The 17,266-nt window shown below is 66.3% G+C and carries 17 protein-coding genes; 3 read left to right on the top strand and 14 right to left on the bottom strand.

The window, feature by feature from the left end:
* The 7 genes from miaB to MKL09_RS03090 all read right to left on the bottom strand — a co-directional run bounded on the left by miaB (position 1) and on the right by MKL09_RS03090 (position 8,512).
* Positions 1 to 1,338, bottom strand: coding sequence for a tRNA (N6-isopentenyl adenosine(37)-C2)-methylthiotransferase MiaB (miaB, locus tag MKL09_RS03120; RefSeq protein WP_244017840.1), 1,338 nt, complete (start codon positions 1,336 to 1,338; stop codon positions 1 to 3).
* Between the two features lie 264 nt (positions 1,339 to 1,602).
* Positions 1,603 to 3,336 carry an L-lactate permease gene (locus tag MKL09_RS03115; protein ID WP_244017838.1) on the bottom strand — a complete coding sequence of 578 codons (1,734 nt, stop codon included), beginning with the start codon at positions 3,334 to 3,336 and terminating at the stop codon, positions 1,603 to 1,605.
* A 251-nt stretch (positions 3,337 to 3,587) separates the two neighbouring features.
* Positions 3,588 to 4,457, bottom strand: a complete 870-nt coding sequence (locus MKL09_RS03110; protein WP_244017836.1) for a lysophospholipid acyltransferase family protein — start codon at positions 4,455 to 4,457, stop codon at positions 3,588 to 3,590.
* Between the two features lie 4 nt (positions 4,458 to 4,461).
* Positions 4,462 to 4,977, bottom strand: coding sequence for a GNAT family N-acetyltransferase (locus tag MKL09_RS03105; protein WP_244017834.1), 516 nt, complete (start codon positions 4,975 to 4,977; stop codon positions 4,462 to 4,464).
* Positions 4,974 to 5,648, bottom strand: a complete 675-nt coding sequence (gene tsaB, locus MKL09_RS03100) for a tRNA (adenosine(37)-N6)-threonylcarbamoyltransferase complex dimerization subunit type 1 TsaB (protein WP_244017832.1) — start codon at positions 5,646 to 5,648, stop codon at positions 4,974 to 4,976. The genes MKL09_RS03105 and tsaB overlap by 4 nt, the downstream gene beginning before the upstream one ends.
* Before the next feature lie 172 nt (positions 5,649 to 5,820).
* Entirely contained in the window at positions 5,821 to 7,512 is a 1,692-nt protein-coding gene (locus MKL09_RS03095) for a methyl-accepting chemotaxis protein (protein ID WP_244017830.1), read from the bottom strand.
* Positions 7,513 to 7,945: 433 nt separating this feature from the next.
* Entirely contained in the window at positions 7,946 to 8,512 is a 567-nt protein-coding gene (locus MKL09_RS03090) for a NifU family protein (RefSeq protein ID WP_244017828.1), read from the bottom strand.
* Between the two features lie 196 nt (positions 8,513 to 8,708).
* On the opposite strand from MKL09_RS03090, the gene MKL09_RS03085 reads away from it, so the two are divergent.
* The 3 genes from MKL09_RS03085 (at position 8,709) to MKL09_RS03075 (ending at position 9,692) form a co-directional block, all read left to right on the top strand.
* Complete coding sequence (locus MKL09_RS03085) at positions 8,709 to 9,149, top strand: atp-dependent helicase (RefSeq protein WP_244017826.1); 441 nt, start codon at positions 8,709 to 8,711, stop codon at positions 9,147 to 9,149.
* A 103-nt stretch (positions 9,150 to 9,252) separates the two neighbouring features.
* Entirely contained in the window at positions 9,253 to 9,510 is a 258-nt protein-coding gene (locus MKL09_RS03080) for a hypothetical protein (protein WP_244017824.1), read from the top strand.
* Positions 9,507 to 9,692, top strand: coding sequence for a hypothetical protein (locus tag MKL09_RS03075; RefSeq protein WP_244017822.1), 186 nt, complete (start codon positions 9,507 to 9,509; stop codon positions 9,690 to 9,692). The genes MKL09_RS03080 and MKL09_RS03075 overlap by 4 nt, the downstream gene beginning before the upstream one ends.
* 183 nt (positions 9,693 to 9,875) lie before the next feature.
* Here MKL09_RS03075 and MKL09_RS03070 read toward each other — a convergent pair whose 3' ends face one another.
* The 7 genes from MKL09_RS03070 to MKL09_RS03040 form a co-directional block, all read right to left on the bottom strand.
* Positions 9,876 to 10,250 carry a hypothetical protein gene (locus MKL09_RS03070; protein ID WP_244017821.1) on the bottom strand — a complete coding sequence of 125 codons (375 nt, stop codon included), beginning with the start codon at positions 10,248 to 10,250 and terminating at the stop codon, positions 9,876 to 9,878.
* 2,645 nt (positions 10,251 to 12,895) lie between these two features.
* A complete protein-coding gene (locus MKL09_RS03065) occupies positions 12,896 to 13,531 on the bottom strand; it encodes a hypothetical protein (RefSeq protein WP_244017819.1) in 636 nt (211 codons plus the stop codon).
* A 171-nt stretch (positions 13,532 to 13,702) separates the two neighbouring features.
* Positions 13,703 to 13,903 carry a hypothetical protein gene (locus MKL09_RS03060; RefSeq protein WP_244017817.1) on the bottom strand — a complete coding sequence of 67 codons (201 nt, stop codon included), beginning with the start codon at positions 13,901 to 13,903 and terminating at the stop codon, positions 13,703 to 13,705.
* A gap of 46 nt (positions 13,904 to 13,949) precedes the next feature.
* Positions 13,950 to 14,399, bottom strand: a complete 450-nt coding sequence (locus MKL09_RS03055) for a hypothetical protein (RefSeq protein ID WP_244017815.1) — start codon at positions 14,397 to 14,399, stop codon at positions 13,950 to 13,952.
* Positions 14,399 to 14,641: a phage tail tube protein gene (locus tag MKL09_RS03050; RefSeq protein WP_244017813.1), complete on the bottom strand. Its 243-nt coding sequence runs from the start codon at positions 14,639 to 14,641 to the stop codon at positions 14,399 to 14,401. The genes MKL09_RS03055 and MKL09_RS03050 overlap by 1 nt, the downstream gene beginning before the upstream one ends.
* Before the next feature lie 720 nt (positions 14,642 to 15,361).
* Positions 15,362 to 16,888, bottom strand: a complete 1,527-nt coding sequence (locus MKL09_RS03045; protein ID WP_244017811.1) for a phage tail sheath subtilisin-like domain-containing protein — start codon at positions 16,886 to 16,888, stop codon at positions 15,362 to 15,364.
* A gap of 175 nt (positions 16,889 to 17,063) precedes the next feature.
* A complete protein-coding gene (locus tag MKL09_RS03040) occupies positions 17,064 to 17,264 on the bottom strand; it encodes a hypothetical protein (protein ID WP_244017809.1) in 201 nt (66 codons plus the stop codon).
* Positions 17,265 to 17,266: the final 2 nt, after the last annotated feature.

The raw sequence follows: 17,266 nt of genomic DNA, 5'->3' as shown, positions 1-17,266 counted from the left end.
TCACGCCGCCACGGCCTCGGAGGCCGGCTGCCCGAACAGGCTGTTGGTGCTGGCCTGGACGATCCGGACCGGCACGACCGACCCGATATGGTGGGGCGCGGCGTCGAACTGCACAGCCAGAAGGTGCGGCGTCTTGCCCGCGACCTGACCCGGATGCCGGCCTGCCTTCTCGACCAGGACGTCGAACACCTGGCCGACCGCAGCACGCTGGTAGGCGTAGCGCTGCGCGTCCAGCAGCGCCTGCAGTTCGGCGAGCCGCTCCGCCATCACCGCTTCCGGGACGCTATCAGCACGCTCGGCCGCCGGCGTGCCGGGGCGGGGGCTGTACTTGAACGAGAACGCGCTCTCGAAGCCGATCTCGCGGACCAAGTCCAGGGTGTCGGCGAAGTCGGCATCGGTCTCGCCCGGGAAGCCGACGATGAAGTCGGAGGACAGGGCGACGTCCGGCCGGGCGGCACGCACGCGGGCGATCAGGCGGCGATACTGGTCGCGGGTGTGCTTCCGGTTCATCGCGGCGAGGATCCGGTCCGAGCCCGACTGCACCGGCAGGTGCAGGTAGGGCATCAGGGCCGGCACCTCGGCATGGGCGCGGACCAGCGCGTCGTCGAAATCGTTGGGATGGCTCGTGGTGTAGCGGATCCGCGCGAGCCCGGGGATTTTTGCAACGGCCCGAACGAGTTCGGCGAGCCCAACCGGCGAACCGTCGGGACCGAGACCGTGATAACCGTTGACGTTCTGGCCAATCAGCGTGACCTCGCGGGCGCCGCCCTCGGCAAGCCTCTGGGCTTCGGCCAGCACCGCCGCCACCGGGCGCGAGACCTCGGCGCCGCGGGTATAGGGCACCACGCAGAAGGCGCAGAACTTGTCGCAGCCCTCCTGCACGGTGAGGAAGGCCGTCGGCCCGGACATCCGGCGCCGGGGGAGGTGCGTGAACTTGTCCTCGACCGGGAACTCCGTATCGACCACCCGACCTTCACGGGAGCGGGCCAGGAGGTCCGGCAGGCGGTGGTAGCTCTGCGGGCCGACCACCACGTCCACCGCGGGCTGGCGCGCCTGGATCTCGGCGCCCTCGGCCTGGGCGACGCAGCCGGCGACGACGATGCGCGTGTCGAGGCCGCGGGCCTGCCGCTCGCCCTTCAGGACGCGCAGACGTCCGAGCTCGGAATAGACCTTCTCGGCGGCCTTCTCGCGGATGTGGCAGGTGTTGAGGACGACGACATCGGCCTCCTCCACCGAATCGGTCGCCACGAACCCTTCAGCGCCCAGCACGTCGGCCATGCGAGCCGCGTCGTAGGCGTTCATCTGGCAACCGTAGGATTTGACGAAGGCCTTCTTCAACGCGTTCCGCCCTAAACCGTCCGCTTCCCCATGGGCCCGCTCCGATCCTATGCGGACCGGCGGGCGGGAGCCTGTAGCACGGATCGCGCGGGCCGTCGCGACACCCACGGCAGAACGGGGTTTCCAGAGGGCGTGCCCTTTGAGGGGCTGCCCCCCGAGACCCCAGGGCTCTGCCCTGGACCCGCGAAAGGTCTCGGACCTTTCGAATCCAGGATCGAGAGCCCAGGGCAGGGGAGGCGGCGGGGCCTGCCCGCCGCCCCGTCGTCAGTGGGCCGCCGCGGCGGCCGGGACGTCGATGACCATCTGCTGAAAGAACGGCACGTAGGCCTGGAGCATCACGAACAGGCCGACCAGGCAGGCCAGCGCGATCGAATGCCAGAACACGAAGCGCAGGATCTTGCCCTCCTGGCCGAAATAGCCGGTGGCCGTGGAGGCGACGACGATCGACTGGGCGTCGATCATCTTGCCCATCACGCCGCCCGACGAGTTCGCCGCCGCCATCAGCACGCCCGGGAGCCCGAGCTGCTCGGAGGTGATGCGCTGCAGCCCGCCGAACAGCACGTTCGAGGCGGTATCCGACCCGGTCAGCGCGACGCCCATCCAGCCGAGCAGGGTGCCGAAGAACGGGTACAGAATGCCGGTGCCCGCGAAGGCGAGGCCGAGCGTGGCGTCGACGCCCGCGTAGCGGGTCAGAACGCCGAGCGCCAACATCGCCGCGATGGTGATCAGCGAGTAGCGCAGCGCCCAGATGGTCTCGACATAGGCAGTGACGAGACGCACCGGCGAGAACCGCATGATCAGGCCGGAAATGACCGCGGCGATCAGCACCCCGGTCCCGGTGAAGGACATGTAGGTGAACAGGAACACCGCGCCCTCGGGCACGGGCTTCGGCACCACCGGCGGCACCTTCATGATCGCGTTGTGCAGGCCCGGCACCTCGTATTTCCAGGTGAAGAGCGGGTTCACGATGCCCTTGAACCAGCCGGTGCCCCAGATCGCCACGATCACCGAGAGGATGATCCACGGCACCCAGGCCAGCAGGATCTCGCGCTGCGAGGCCGTGCGCGCGCCGATATGAACCGGGGGGCTGCCGGGAACGCCGGCGCCGAGCGCCACCGGGCGCGGGGTGGCGAGCGCCAGGGACGGATCGTGGCCGCGCAGGGCCGGCGAGGTCCAGACCTCCCGGGGCTGCCAGACCTTGAGGAACAGCACGAGGCAGAGCATCGAGGCCAGCGAGGCGCCGATATCGACGATCCAGGGATTGACGTAGTTCGAGATCAGGAACTGGGCGACCGCGAAGGAGGCGCCGCAGACCAGGATCGGCGGCCAGACCCGGACCATGCCGCGGAAGCCGGCGAACACCCAGATCAGCCAGAACGGCACGATCAGCGAGAACAGCGGCAGCTGCCGGCCGATCATCGCCCCGAGGATCTCGGGCGGGTAGCCGGTGACCGAGGCGAGGCCCTGGATCGGCGCGCCGAGCGCCCCGAAGGCAACCGGAGCTGTGTTGGCGATGAGGGACAGGCCTGAAGCCGCCAGCGGCGAGAAGCCCAGCCCGATCAGGATCGCCCCGGTAACCGCCACCGGCGTGCCGAACCCGCCCGCGCCCTCGAAGAAGGCGCCGAACGCGAAGGCCACAAGCAGCAACTGCAGGCGCCGGTCGGCGGTGATGCCGGCCACCGATTGCTGCAGGACCGAGAACCAGCCCTTCTCCACCGTCAGCCGGTAGAGGAAAATGACGTTTAGGATGATCCAGCCGATCGGGAAGAAGCCCGTGACCATGCCGAGGATCGCCGCCCGGGACGCGAGCCCGGCCGGCATGCCGAAGCCCACGACGGCCACCAGCAGGGCGAGGCCCAGGGCGATGACGGCGGCGAGGTGCGCCTTGACGCGCCCGCTCGCGATCATGGCGAGGAGGGCGATGACCGGGACGGAGGCGGCCAGCGTCGAGAGCCAGGGGCTCCCGAACGGATCGTAGACCTGATTCCAGGGTTGCAACGGGCGTCCTCCCAGTATCCCGACTTCACGGGTTTCGGCCTAGCTAGCAGAGGGACACCAGCCGCTCAACAGACATGCATCCTGTATTCAGGGGGTGGTTTTACCAGGTTCTCGCAGTCGCGGGCTCGACCGTCATTGCGAGCGCAGCCAAGCAACTCAGGGCAGCGGGCGACTGGAGGACGTAGCGCGTCACCGGGTTGCTTCGCTGCGCTCGCAATGGCGCGAACGACTGAAGCGCACCGGGAAAAGCCTCAGACCGTCGCGATCTCAGAGCTACCGAGGTCGAGACCGGGGGCGGCCGGGCGGGTGCCGGCCGTGGGCTGAGCCTCGCCGCGGCCAGTCAGGATGCCCTGGAGGGCGGCGCGCACCTCGGCCTCGGCAGCGGCAGTGGCGGCCTTCCGGTCGGTCGACGCCTCGAAGGCGATCGGCTGGCCCCAGACCACGTGGACGTCGATCGGCCCGCCATTCACGAAGGCGGCCAGATGCGGCGCCAGTTCCATATCGCCATACCAGGCGATCTCGGAGCGCTCGGAGCGCACCACCGGCAGGCCGTTGCGTCGGGGATAGGCGATGGCGAGCGGCTGGAGGCGGACGCGGCCCCGCCCAGCCTCGGCCTGCAGCGCGGCGCGGGCCGCGCCGACCAGCGCGGAGCGGAACGGCAGCAGCCGGTTGCCGTCGCCGGTGGTGCCTTCCGCGAACAGGACCACCAGCTCGCCCTCGGCCAGGCGATGGCCCATGGCGGCGCTGACCGTGGCGGTGGCGCCCCGGCGCTGGCGGTCGATGTAGATCGTGCGCTGGAGCGCCGCGAGGCCGCCGATCACCGGCCAGCCGGCGATCTCCGACTTCGCCACGAAGGAGAGCGGCCGCAGCGACCCGATCGCGACGATGTCGAGCCACGACACGTGGTTGGCCAGCACCAGGGCCGCCTCGCCGGATTCTGGCGGCGTGCCGCTCTGCGTCACCCGGACCGAGAACAGCCACAGGAAGAAACGGTGGAACAAGACCGGCGCCAGGGTCGGGCGGCGGCCGAGCAGCCGCAGGGCGACCCAATGCGGCGGCGCCAGCACCAGGAAGGCGAGGGCGAGGGCCGCGACCCGCGCGATGACGCCGGACCGGCTCACGCCGTTACAGGTCGGCGCTCATGGTCAGCGCGGTCGCCCGGCTGCCGTCGGCCTTGAGGTAATAGCCGGTGCGCTCGCCGACCTTGCGGAAGCCGTGGCGGGCGTAGAGCTTGAGCGCGGGGGTGTTGCCCTCGTCGACCTCCAGATGCACCCGGGCGATCCCGGAATGCGCCAAGCTGGAGAGATGCTCGCGCAGGAGCCGGCGGCTATGGCCGCCGCCGCGCAGCGTCGGCGACAGCACCACGGTCAGGATTTCGGCCTCATCGGCCGCGCGCCGCGACAGGACGAAGCCCTGGAGCGTCCCGGCCCGCCACAAAGCATGCGCCTGGGTCGAGCGCTCGCACAGCATGCGCTCGAACTCGTGGGCGTCCCAGGGCCGGGCGAACGCCGTAGAGTGGAGCCGGGCAAGGGCCGGCGCCTGCGCGGCGTCCCTGAGGGGCGCGACGTAGGGCGCCGGGGTGAGGGCGTCCCACCAGGCGGCCCACCAGTCCAGCGGCCAGAACGGGAGGGGCCGCGTCATTGCCGCGCGATCCTGGCATGGTCCTGGGGCCGGGCATCGGGCCCGCGGAGGTAGAGCGGCCGCGGCAGGGCCTGGGCCGGATCGGCCACGAGGCCCAGCGACGCGACGGCGGTGATGTCGGGCGCGCCGAGGCCGGCGACCCGCGCGGTGACGCCACGCGCGGCCAGGGCGGCCGCGACCAGGGGCGCACCCGAGCCGGTGAGCACCACGGGGCCGGCTCCGAGCCGTTCCGCGGCAATCTCCACCGGCAGGTGGGCCGGGGCAAGGCCGTCGCTCGGGCCGAGCGCCTGGACGTAGACGGCGCCGTGCCGGGCATCGATCGCAGCCGCGATCACGCCCTCGCCGGAATCCGCCAGCAGCGGCGCCAAAAGGGCCGAGAGGGTGCCGACGCCGACCACCGGCTTGCCGGTGGCGAGCCCGATGGCCCTGGCCGCCGAGAGGCCGACCCGCAATCCGGTATAGCTGCCGGGCCCGACCGTGACCGCGATGCGATCGATCGCCGCGAAGCCGCCCTCGACCCGGGAGATCACCCTCTCGATCAGCGGCAGCAGCGCTTCGGCGTGCCCGCGCACCATCGGCAGCGACTCGGCCGAGAGCGGCGCGTCGGCATCGTCCGCGGCGACGCAGGCGGCGCACAGGTCCAGCGCTGTGTCGATGGCTAGGATACGCACGCCCACTCCCGCATGCCGGTCCGGACCGGCGACCGCTCCCATTCTGCCCCGAAGAGCGCGAAGACCCTAGCGTTAGAACAAATCCGCCGCGCCGTCAGCGCGGGGCGGCGGTGAGAACCGCGTTGGCGGTGAAGTGTTGCCGGCTTGCGCCGGTCAGCGGGCGCGTCAGCCCTCAGGCCGCCCGGACGACCGTCAGGAAGCCGCGAACCTCGGTATTCAGCTGCTCGGATTGCCGGGACAGCTCCGACGCCGAGGCCAGCACGTGGGTGGCCGCCGAACCGGTCGCCTCGGAGGCCTTCGCCACCCCGACGATGTTGTGCGTCACCTCGCCGGTGCCGCTGGCCGCCTGGGCGACGTTGCGGACGATCTCCTGCGTCGCTGCGCCCTGCTCCTCGACGGCGGCGGCGATGCTCGTCGCCACGCCGTTGATCTCGCGGATCAGCCCGGTGATCGTGGTGATCGCCGACGCCGCTTGGCCGGTAGCGCCCTGGACCCGGCCGATCTGCGCGGCGATCTCGTCGGTGGCCTTGGCGGTCTGTTCGGCCAGCGCCTTCACCTCGGCCGCGACCACCGCGAAGCCGCGCCCCGCCTCGCCGGCGCGGGCCGCCTCGATCGTCGCGTTCAGCGCCAGAAGGTTGGTCTGGCTGGCGATCGACGCGATCAGCCCGACCACGTCGCCGATCCGCGCCACGGAACTGCTCAGTTCCTGCATCAGGGCGCCGGTCTGGTCGGCCTCACCCACCGTCCGCTGAGCCAGCTCGGACGCGCCCTCGACCTGGCGACCGATCTCGCCGATCGAGGATCCGAGTTCCTCGGCCGCCGCCGCCACGGTGTTGACGTTGGCGGCGGCTTCCTCGGCCGCGGACGCGACATTCGTGGTCTGGCCGGCGGTCTGGGTCGCGGTGGCGGTCATGGTCTGGGCCGTGCTCTGAAGCTCGGTGGCCGAGGTCGAGACCCGGCCGACGATGCCGCCCACCGCCTCCTCGAAATGATCGGCCAGCTCAACCATGGTACGCCGCCGCTCCTCGGCCGCGGCTTCGTCGGCCTTCCGCTTGAGCTCGGCCTCCTCGGCGGCCTTCTGCACGACCATGGCCTTGATGCCCTCCACGGCCCGTCCGACCGCGCCGATCTCGTCGCCCCGGCGCGCCTCCGCGATCTCGGCCTCGGTCTCACCCTTGGCCATACGCTGGAGCACCGCGACCAGGCGGCCGAGCGGCCGCGTGATGCCCACGGTCGAGACCAGGAGGGAGCACAGGATGCCGATGAACAGGCCGAGGGCTCCGAAGCCGATCAGGCTGTAGCGCGTCGCGTTGGTCTCGTCGGTGAGGTCGTTCGAACGCTTGCGCATGTAGTCTTCGATGGCATCGCCGAGCTTGGTGCCCTCGACCCCAAGGGTGGCGAAGATCGGCTCGCTCTTCTCATGCGCCAGCTTCAGCGCGGCGCTGGTCTCTCCAGCAATCGCCAGGCGCCGCACTTCGGACGCTTCCGCCACGAAGCGTGCGGTGCGTGCGCGTTGCGCCTGGATTAAGTCCGCGAAGGCCGGCACCTGCGCGGCGAGATCCGACAAGGTCTTGTCGGTCTGCGCGACAATGACGTCGAATTGCGCAGCAGCTTGGCGGATCTGCTCCGGATCGGTCTCGGCGATCGTCCGGAATGTCAGATAGTTCAGAGTGTTGTGCAAGCGGTTGCTGCGCCGCACGTTCGACACGGCCTTGGCCTCCCGGGCGATCAGACTCGTGTAGATCTGGTCGATCACCGTCATCCGGGACTGCGCGAACCAGATGCAACCGCCCACGATCACCGCGATGATCAGATTGATCGCGAGCATTTTCGTGACGATGTTCGTGCGGCTGAGCAGGTTCATGCGAATCCCCGGGAAACCGCCGGATACGAACAACCCGATGAAACCTTACGTCAAGGCCGAGCCGTAAAACTTCGCCCTATCGCGACACCGCAATGGTATGGTGATTTCTTCTATCGAAAGCTTTCGTCGTAGATCGATACGCGCGGCTGCAGAGCTGAAAAACGAGCTCTAAATTTAATACTCCAACTTTTATATTGATATCAGACTATTTACCGTACCCGGAACCAGTCAGGCATATCTTATCAATCGGTCTGCGTAAGTCCGCAACAAGCAAGGCCGAGGGATTTCAGCACGGAAAACGGTTTTGGATGTGTCCGGGATTGTGCGTCCGTGAAAGCATCCGATCATGTCGCTCCAGGCCGGCGACGGAACACGAAAACGCCGGCGGTTTCGAGGCCGCCGGCGTCGGTCCTGACTGCGTCTGAATTGGTCTTCAGACCGCCTGGACCTCGCGGATCTCCGGCAGGAAGTGCCGGAACAGGTTCTGCACGCCGTGCCGCAGGGTGGCGGTGGAGGAGGGGCAGCCCGAACAGGCGCCCTTCATCTCCAGATAGACCACGCCTTCCTTGTAGCCGCGGAAGGTGATGTCGCCGCCGTCGCCGGCCACGGCAGGGCGGACCCGGGTCTCCAGCAGGTCCTTGATGGTCACGACGGTATCGTGGTCGGCGGCGTCGTAGAACTCGTCCTCGCCGCCCTGATCGTCGAGGCCGCCTTCGGCCATCACCGGGGCGCCGGACTGGAAGTGCTCCATGATCGCGCCGAGCACGGCGGGCTTCACCTGCGCCCATTCGGAACCGTCCTCCGCCTTGGTGACGGAGACGAAGTCGTGGCCGAAATAGACGCCAGCGACGCCGGGAACGGCGAACAGCGCGGAGGCGAGGGGGGAACGCTCGGCGGTCTCCGCATCCCGCGCCTCGAAGGTGGCTTCGGGCAGGACGACGCGGCCGGGGAGGAACTTGAGGGTCGCCGGGTTCGGCGTGGCTTCGGTCTGGATGAACATGGTCGGCGAACTCCGCTGCGCCGGTTCAAGGCCGGCCGGGACAGGCACCGCGCGGTGCTTCCTTCCATGTGGACCGGCGGGTGGATTTTCTCAACCGGGCCTGAGCGCCTGGAGAGTGGACATTCGCGCCACGCCCCTTCAGGACGGGCCAACCGATAGGCTGACGGAGCCGGCAGTGGATGTAACCGGGGATGGGATGCTCGCTCAGGACTTGCTGAACGACCTGCGTGCGGCACAGGCCAAGCTGGAGGCCGCGCGTGAGGACGCGGCGTCGCTCAAGGTGCTGCTCGCCCTGCGCACGCACCAGCACGACTTGGCCTGGCAGGACGCGCAGCGTCTCGCGGCCGAGCTGGCGGGCGTCCGCACCCAGGTGAACGCCCTGGAGGCCGACCTCGCGGAAGCCCGGACGAGCGCGGCCTCCGCGGAAGCGCTGGCCGAGGCCGACGAGCGCACCGAGGCCGTCCGGAGCGTGCTCGGCGCCGTGCTCGACAGCATCGGCAGCCGGTCGCTCGACCGGCGCCGGTTCCAAGAGATCATCGCCCGGGCCGGGCGCGAGGCGCCGACCGACGGCCCCGGCGCGGCCCGGCACGCGGTGCTTCTGACCGAGGCGCGCCGGGTTCTGGGCATCCCCGGTTAGGGCGATCGGCCGACCAGGGCCGCCCCGGCCGCCAAGGTTAACCGGCCTTCAAGCATAACGTATTGATCGCGTTGTTGCTCGTTCCTGGGGTGCTCGAACGAAAATGGCCTCTTACCCGACCGTCTCTGAGCTCCGGAAAACGTCCGACGTCACGGACGACGAAATCACCGCCGCGGTCGACGCGGTGCTGGCCGACCTCGCGATCGATTCCTACCCCCTCGCGAAGGGCTGGACCCTCGATCTTGTCGCGGCGATCGCCGCACACAAAGCCTCTCAGGACGCCCTGCACACCGACCGGGACGCCTACAAGCGCAACATGATCCGCACAGCGATCCTGCTGGCGCATCCGGTGAAGGCATGAGCGAGGGCGAGGACCCGATCGTGGAGGCCGTGGCGGTCATCGCGTCCCGCGGCCATACCGTCGAACCCGACGCCTACTTCGAGAGCTGGCGCGTGGATGGCGGTGCCTGGCTCACCGCCGGCGATCTGCTGGTTCTGGCGATCTGCCTCGGCCTGAACGCCGGGAACGGCAGGCTGCATTAACGGTGCGCGCCGAACGAACCGGCGCGCGGCCGCGCAAGGACACCCGTGCCCGCATCCTGGCGGCGCTCCCCGACGAGCCCGAGACGGCAGTCCAGATCGCGGAACGCGCCGGCATTCCCGGGCGTGAGCGTGGGCGGGAAGCCGCCCTGGTGCTTGCTCGCCTAGAGGTGGATGGCCTGGCGATCAAAGATGGGGAGCAGCGGCGGGTGCCGCGGTGGCGGGCTCGGTTGGCCGCTCCCGCTTCTCCACGATCCGGCAGCGATCCCGAAACGTAACCTCGTGCTTGGGCCAGAGCTCACACGCCACTCGGAATGCCGCCCGCGCCATGTCGATCGGGTAGATCACCGCGAGCTGCGCTTCGATGCCACCGCCCGTCTTGGTCCAGACCTCGACCGTGTAGGGCACGCCCGGCGGCACCGGGATGTCCGGCCGGGCCGGTGGTGGCAGCGTGATCGCGGCCAGGCACAAGTGCTCGTATTTCCGGGCCGGTGGCGAACCGGGCGGACGCTGGTAGCGGCACGAGGCCGTCAGGGAACGCAGCACGTCGAGCGTCGACATGTCCGGCCCGAACCGTTCTTGGAGGCTCGCGACGGTGTACCGGCCGGACCGCTTGCAGGACGAGCGATCCACGTACACCCGACCCGGCTGGATATCGCGTAGGAGCCCCGCCACCGCTTCTCTCCGTTCTGGAACGAAGGAAGAACATGTCAGATCCGGCGGTGTGGTTCAGCGGTCGCCGGCTGCGGCTTTCACCTTGCCGGTGGGGTGGTGTGGATCGCGCGGGAGAACGTGAGCGGTATCAGGTATTTCGAGCGCCCGACGCTGCGAACTCCCAGATCGGCGGGCCCCAGACCTGGCCGGGCTTGTCCCGCCGCGCGTCCGTCCGTTCGAACAGGATGCGATCGGCCTTGATGCTCTGAACGTAGTCACGGCTGTTATGGATACGCCTCAATAAGCAAATTCGAGATCATAGGCGTCAAGGTACACAACAACATCTAATGGTTCAGTCTATTCGCCAATACAAATCAGCCTCAATATAAGGCGCTTGCAGCCCATACTTATTTGCCCTCAACTTACAAGACCAGGTCTACGTTACTCGACGAGCCGGAGGCAAGGCGTAGGTTGGCGTAACTGCGACGACGGAATGGGCATTGGCGCACTTCTGGCAGTTTGCATTATCTGGTGATTTAAGTTTGATGCCGAAAAATCTCGAGATAGGCAAGCTCCTTAAATATTATATTTCCCCTCTAAAACCGGTATGTATCAAGTGTCTTGAGATTACAGCCGCGAACATAACTTGCGTGTCTGGTCCGTCTATTCTATAGGGTAAAAACATACTAATTACGTTCGCTTGGAATTCAGGCAAGGCAATGGATGGAAACAAAAATCTCAATTTAAGCTCAGCTTTCGCGGCTTCTAGAGGTATAGCAGTAGCCATAGCCGTATTGTGGCATGTGGACATACAATTATCTTTTAATTATTCAGCCTATCAAGCTCATGGCACAATTTTCAAATGCTTGTGGTACATACCTCTACCACTGTTTTTCTTTCTTCTGGGAAACTCATTTAGTGCTCTGATTAAGAAAGAACGCCTTGGTCTAATCGCGGCCTCTATCGGGTCGTATCTATATTTATACATAATATGGGCAGTAATATATCATGTTGCTTTCTATATCCTTGAGCGCCATTCTAATGAAGTTGGACTCATTCCAGCGATTAAAAGATTAATTTTCCCCGCCCCTGAGTTGTGGTTTGTTTTATGGATGGCTTGCTGCTTAACCATCTGCACACTGACTCGCCGGGTTTCGACGGTATTGATTATAATCTTCCTAGTTTCAGCATCTTTATTCGTTACAACCTCTGGTTACAAAATACAAAACTTTTTAATATACACCTTATTATTCACTGTTGTGGGAATCTACACGCGGGATCTATCGATTGCGTTTCTGCAGAAGTATAGCGGTATACTAGTCTTATTTTGCCTCACAACGTATGCCCCAATAGCGTATCTCGTAGTTCCCTTTGATGCGTTTTCGATACCGTCTTTAGCAATATTTGAAAGCAGTTTGGGTATATTTTTGGTTACAGCCGGCGCAACGGTTCTACAGAAGAAGGATATGATCAAGCCGCTGGCATCGTTAGGGCGTGATGCATTCCAAATCTATCTGATTGCGCCTCTATGGATTGCTGTCGATCTCAAAATCATGACTTGTATTCAGATATCGACGTTCGCTCAGATGAGCCTTTTATTTCAAGAGCTGGCGTATATTTTGTGTATGCTTGTGATACTCCAATCATTGGCGACTACGCATTTAATTGGTAAAAAGCATTGGCTCCTTACTGCGCCATCCTTCGTGCGACACAGGATTGACCCGCAAATAACGCAATTTTTGCTAAAGTTCACTGTCCGGTCAATCAGTATTTATAAATTTCCAAGCAGGCCTTGATAATGCTCGTCATTCGATACGCAGCCATCATCGGACAATTCCATGTAAATTGATCAATAGCTACCAAGTCGGTGCGTTTAGACGAGGCGATGGACCTGGACAATGAATCGTCCATAGAAATCGACAGCCGACTCCCGCATCGTCGCCCATTGCGCCGGCGTAAGGTACCGACAGGGCAAGGCGCGCTCGGAGATGCGTTCGAGCTGATCGCGCCAGGTAGCGACGGTGGGCGGATCGAAGCCGGCTGAAGCTGCGAACCTGTTGAGGCACTCCACGCAAACCTAACCGATTGACGTAGGATTTCGGTCTTGTGCCGGCGGGCCATTCCACAGAAAATCCAGTGTCGCTCCGGCCTAAGCGTTGGCCGAACGGCATCGGGCCGAACCACGTAGCAACGGGCTGCGGCCCAACAAAATGCCCGCCGCGGCGCCAAGCCGGGCGGGCATTCGACTTCGGATCGAGGTGTCACCGCGGGATCCGAAGCGCTGATGGCGCCAGCTGTTGAGACGAGCGCCGTGCGAAACCGTAGCCAGACTGCAGACAAAGAAAAGCCCCGGCAGCGCATGGCTGCCAGGGCTAAGGTTGTCTCGCTCTAGGGAATCGGTAGACGCGCGGATGGGGCGGTGGTTCCCGTCAGCCCGGCGGGTCCCGCGGGACCGCCCAGCCAACGATGCGGCGCCGGCTGGGCCGAAACGACGAAAGGCGCCCCGGCCGAAGCCAGGGCGCCCGAGGTGTGAAGCACAGTGTGAAGTGGCGCTACCGGCGCACCGGCGCCCGGGCATCCCGCTCCAGCTCGTCGATCCGCTTCTGCATGCCCTGGATCGTATCGCGCGGGGTGTTGAGCCCGTTCAGTTCGTTGCGTGCCTGGTCGATCTGGCGCTGTAGCGCCTCGTCCTTCATGCGCTGGCCGGCCCAGGTCTGCTCATGCTCGCCCCGGGGAACGACTGCTTTCTGCAGGGCGTCGACGTCGCGCTCGATGCGGGCCATGCGGTCGTCGCTGCGCACCTGGAGGTCGTTGCGCCGCTCGGCACTCACCTTGAAGCGATCGTCGAAGGAGACCCGCACGCCGGAGATCTGCGCTTCGATGTCCTCGCGCTTCATGTAGCTCTCGGTCTTGCCCTCGAACTTGACGATCGCCGCCTTCACGTCGGCGATGCCGCTCGACAGCGGGGAGAAGGCGAGGCCGCCGATCGAGCCGATGATCGTGACCATGAAGCCGGCCGCACCGATCAGCATGCCCCAGGGCGTGCGGTCCTTCTGATCGAGCTTGGTGACGATGTGGCGGATCCCGTCCTCGATACCGCCGACCCGCACCTCAAGGGCGCCGAGGCGTTCCTCGGTCGGCCGTCCGGTCAGGGGCTGCAACTGCTGCTGCTGGAACTGTGTGGTCATGATCCTGGCCCCCAAGGCCGGAGAGCCGCGCGCCGGTGTTCCGGTCGCGCGTTGATTTGCACGAGCCGGCCCCGGTGAGAGGCAAGCCGTGTTGGGTCGGGTGAATGAGAGGCAAAGGTCTGCCCGATCAGCCGGGAAGGCCCGCGAAACTTTCGCGGGCCTTGGTGTCGGTCAGGGTTTGGCGAAGTCGGCCCGCACGGCGGCGATCCAGGCCAGCGCGCGCTCACCGCAGGCCGACTTGGCCCGGTCGAGCACTTTGGCCCGGCCGATGATCCGGACGACGTCGCCCCGGGTCAGGGATCGATCCGGAATATCCGGGAAGCTCGCGCGCAGGCACGCCTCGACGCTCTCGGGCGGCGCCGGCAACGCCACCCGTATGTCGGCCGACGCGGCCGGATCGATCGTGGGCGGGGCGTCCCTAAAGCTTGCGCAGCCGCCTGCTGAGATCGCGAGGCACGCAAACGCCATCGCGGCGCGGGTCATGGGCGAGCGCATCGGTCAGTTCCTTGAGCTTGAGGGCGTCGGTCTGCCGGTCGGCGAGGTCCCGGGCGCGGAGTTCGACCGCCTCGCGCGTCACGGCTTCGGCCGCCGCGGCCCGCAGCTGCTCGGCGCGGATCGCAACGGCGTGGTCGTGGACGAGCATGCGGCCGGCACCGTCCGCCTCGGCCACCTGCCAGCAGAAGGCGAACGCCCCGAGCCCCGCCGCGATGGCCAGCGCCATCGGGCGGAGGCGCCGCGGCAGCAGCACGAGGCCGATCAGCGCGATGGCCAGGACCACGCCGATCTGCTTGAGCGCCACGGGCGACAGCGCCGCCCACAGCATCGACGCGAGCGCCCAAAGGATGCCGGTCGTGGAGAAGTCGAACATCAGGCGCGCGCTCCGGTGATGTCCACCATCGCGTCGAGCTCGGCGACGGACAGGCCATCGGTGGTCGAGAGCTCGGCCTTGATGAACGGCACGAGCTGGGTCTCGATAAAGCCGTGCGGGCCATCCTGGCCGGCGACCGACTCGCGCTTGATCCGCGAGGGCGACACGACCAGGCCGCCGCGCAGGTCGTACATCTTGCCGCCCGCCGTCAGGTAGGCGGTGCCGCCGATCTTCTGACCCATGGTGGGGCCTCCAAAGAAAAACCCGCCACGAGGGGCGGGTCAGTTGCAGGGATGGGTGGAGGACCGGGCGACCTAAGGCAGCGCCAGCTCTTCTATGAAAGTGTTCGACTTCAGCCGGTTAGCCTCGGCTGTGATTACCCTTAAGTTCCACGGCACGTTAAGGCCGCAGACATTCCGGCCGCCAAGAGGAACCATGTGATCCACTTCGTGAGGGATCCCAGTCTCTAAAGTCATGCAAGCCGCTTCTTCATACACGGCCTGGATAGCTTGACGATCTACCCAGGGCGGGGTCGCCCGCCTCACCCGCTCTAAGTGCATGGCGTATCGGAAAGCTCTCCAAGCGGGCTGTGCGTGTTTAAAGCGCTTAGCTCGATCAGGATGAGACTTCACCCAATCGGAGGCGCGCTTCCGATGAGCCGCCCGCGCCTCAGGATCCGAAAGTTCGACACGCTTTCGCGTTCGAGCATACGCGCGCTCGGCCTCCCGCATCTCAGGCCGTTCACGGCGCCGCTTCGTATTCTCTGTTGCGCGATCGATAAGCTTCTGGCGGTTCTGCCGGTAATGCTTTTGCCAGCGCGTGGCCGCACATGATTTGCACCAGAGAACCAATCCGTCCTTGCGACGTCGATTGAGGTGGAAATGCTCCAGCGTAGCCGGATATAAATGCCTGCAGTCTGTGCATGCGCGAAGTTCGCTCATGCACAGACCATATCATAGCAACTAGGAACCGGAAGCGCTGAGCGGGAACTGGAGGCGAAAGCTTGCTTTGATATTCAGCCTGCGCAGCTGGTTCACGACGTCCGGCGGATCCAAGATCTCGACGGTGTTCGACTCGGTGGCCGACCGCACGACCGAGAGGTTCGCGATGTATTGGTCGGCGTTCTCGACCAGGCCGTCGAGCTCCATGGCCCGGTAGTCCGAAACCATCTGGCCCTTGATCATCAGCGGCATGACGATCGGCTTGCCGGCCCCGAACTTGGTCCCGTCGTTGGCGAGCGCGCAGCGCGGGAACTTGTTCGTCAGCGACTGGCGCACGCGGGTGTAGCGCTCGTCGAGGGTGGCCAGCGTGGTCACCAGCTCGTAGGCGTTGTCGGCCTGGCCGTAGGCGTTCTTCTGGTAGGCCGTCTGCTCGCGCAGGATCACCGGCTGGTTGGTCGAACCGCCGTAGATGTCGGTGCCCTGGATGGCGATACCGACCTGGGCGAGCGAGTTCAGCTGCGCCTTGTTCCAGCGGAAATCCGCCGGCACCGGCAGGACGCCGATCAGCGGCAGGGTCTGCAGCGGCTGCGCCGGGTAGGCGTTGATCGAGAAGGCCGCGGCCGCGGCGTAGGCCGCTGTCCACTCCCAGCCCGGGCTCGGGCTCTGGGTCTCGAAGCCCATCGGTGAGATCAGCGCCGAGTTGTTCGACTGGCCCCATAGGAAGGTGTCGGAGTAGCTTCCGCGGCGCGCCGAGAAGATCTGGCCGTAGCTCTGACGGTACGGGCCCCAGCGTCCGCTGTCGGTGAAGCCGTATTCCTGGTCCCACACCGCGTAGGAGCCGCTGTCGTGGAACGGCAGGCCGACGAACTTGTACGGCCGGTCGCCGAGCGCAGCGATCGCGCTGGTGAAGTCCGGGGTGCCGGTCCCGCCCGAGAGCAGGTTGTCGGTCGGATAGGTCAGGGCGAGGCCGGCCGGCAGCTGCTCGCCGCCATAGGTACCGCGATAGCTGTCCTCGACCCGGATGCCGTTGCCGGTGAGCCCCTTCCACTTGGCGGTCAGCGTCACCACGGCCGCGGCCGAGGTCGCCTTCACCGGCAGGTCCGGGGTCGCGGTGATCGCGGCTGCGATCTTGGCGGCCACGGTGGTGGTGGTGTCGGCCGAGACGATCGCCACGGGCACGAGCTGGCCGGCGACGTACAGCGCGAGCGTGCCCGCGACGGTCGGCGCGCTCGCCACCGTGATCGTACCGGTGGCGGCGACGCCGGCGGTCGGCTCGGGCACCGGCAGGCAGATGATCGGCACGCTGGTCACGCCCTTGAAGGCGGTCTTGAACATGCGCGCGAGCATCGAGCCCGGGCCGAAGGCGATGTCGGCGTCGGCATTGGTGCCGCAGGCCACGGCCTTGTTCGGGGGCACGTTGGCGGCCGCGGTCGGATGGCCGACCAGCAGGATCCACTTCGGCGAGACCGGGGTGCCGGCCTGCGAGGGATCGAACTGCGTGTTCGGGCCCGGGATCTTGTAGTTGTCCGGGATCGTGGTGATGCCCATCGCGGCTTAGCCCTGGTGCTCGGTGGCGGCGGGAGCGCCGGCGGGCGCGGCGGAGGCGGCGGGTGCGCCGCTGTCGTGCAGGTCAGCGGGTGCCTTTGACGGGCACTGGAATGGCGACAACCTTGCCGGTGCGCGGATCCAGGATGCGGATGAACTTCATGGTGGTGGCCCGTGATCAGGAGCCATCGACCAGCGCCAGGAAGCGCTCGTGCAGGCGATTGGCGAGACGCTCGGCCGCCCAGAGGTCCATCTCCCGGGCGGTCACGGCGCGACGTGCGTCGACGAGTTGGTCGGCCGCGTCACGCTGCGCCTTCCGCGCCGCCTGCAGATCGCGACCGAGGGCGGCGATCCGATCGTTCGTCACCGTATCGGCCATGA

This window comes from Methylobacterium sp. J-048, from assembly GCF_022829515.1.
GTDB lineage: Bacteria > Pseudomonadota > Alphaproteobacteria > Rhizobiales > Beijerinckiaceae > Methylobacterium.
This window is presented reverse-complemented; position numbering and strand designations above follow the sequence as displayed.